Here is a 1,177-nt window from a genome sequence, read left to right as displayed (position 1 = left end):
ATTGGCGCTAGTAAGGTAGTCAGTTCTATGATAGCAGACGGAACTATTGTAGATGCAGACATTTCATCATCTGCAGCCATTGCACAATCTAAGGTCAACAATTTAACCACTGATTTAGCTGCAAAAGCTCCTATAGCTTCTCCAACATTTACAGGTACGGTAACAGTTCCTACGCTCGTTGCAGGTACTAATACGTTTCCAACGGTAAGGGGCTCAGCCAACCAGGTTTTAAGTACAAATGGTTCTGGCACCCTTGCTTGGACTACACCTTCTACAACAGCAACTGCCTATAGTGGGGTATTACCTGTTGCCAATGGAGGTACAGGATCTGCAACTCAAAATTTTGTAGATTTAACTACCAATCAAACTATTGCAGGGACTAAAACCTTTAGCTCTAATGGTACATTTAATGGTCAAAAAATAGGTAAAGGAAATTCAACAGGGGGATCAAATCTTGCGGTAGGTGCTGGGGCTATGGACGGAGTGAGTTCTGGACATAGAAATACAGCCCTAGGGAATAATGCTATGTTAAATTATGTTGGAACTAGCTTTGATAACAATACCAGTATAGGGTATGCTAACCTAGTTGGTTTAACTACGGGGTACGGTAACACATCAGTAGGTGCTGAGTCAATGATGGCAATTACAACAGGAACTTCAAATACTTCAATAGGTAATCAATCATTAATTAACACCACAGGAAGCAATAATATTGGTGTTGGTAAGAGCTCAGGATCCACTAATACCACAGGAAACAATAATACAATAATTGGAACCGAAGCTGACGTTGGAGCAAATAATCTATCCAACGCAACAGCTATTGGTTCTGGTGCCACTGTTAACACAAGCAACACCATTCAACTAGGAAATACTTCAGTTACCAATGTAAAAACAAGTGGAACACTAACTGCTGATGCGGTAACCTATCCAAAAGCACACGGTACCAATGGTCAAGTACTGAGCACTACAGGAAGTGGCACCCTTACTTGGACTACACCTTCTACAACAGCAACGGCCTATAGTGGGGTATTACCTGTTGCTAACGGTGGTACAGGATCTTCAACTCAAAATTTTGTAGATTTAACTACAAACCAAACGATTGCTGGGGATAAAAATTTCACAGGTACTATTGGAATTGGAAACACATCGCCTACTGAAAAATTAGATGTTACAGGAA

The 1,177-nt window shown here is 40.9% G+C and carries 1 pseudogene; it reads left to right on the top strand.

What is annotated here, in order from left to right:
* Positions 1-1,177: pseudogene (locus tag KG732_RS12985) on the top strand (hypothetical protein); the annotation flags it as partial.

Source organism: Nonlabens sp. (assembly GCF_018401815.1).
Taxonomy (GTDB): Bacteria; Bacteroidota; Bacteroidia; order Flavobacteriales; family Flavobacteriaceae; genus Nonlabens.
The sequence above is the reverse complement of the archived record's forward strand: the minus strand, read 5'-3'. Positions and strand labels throughout refer to the sequence as shown.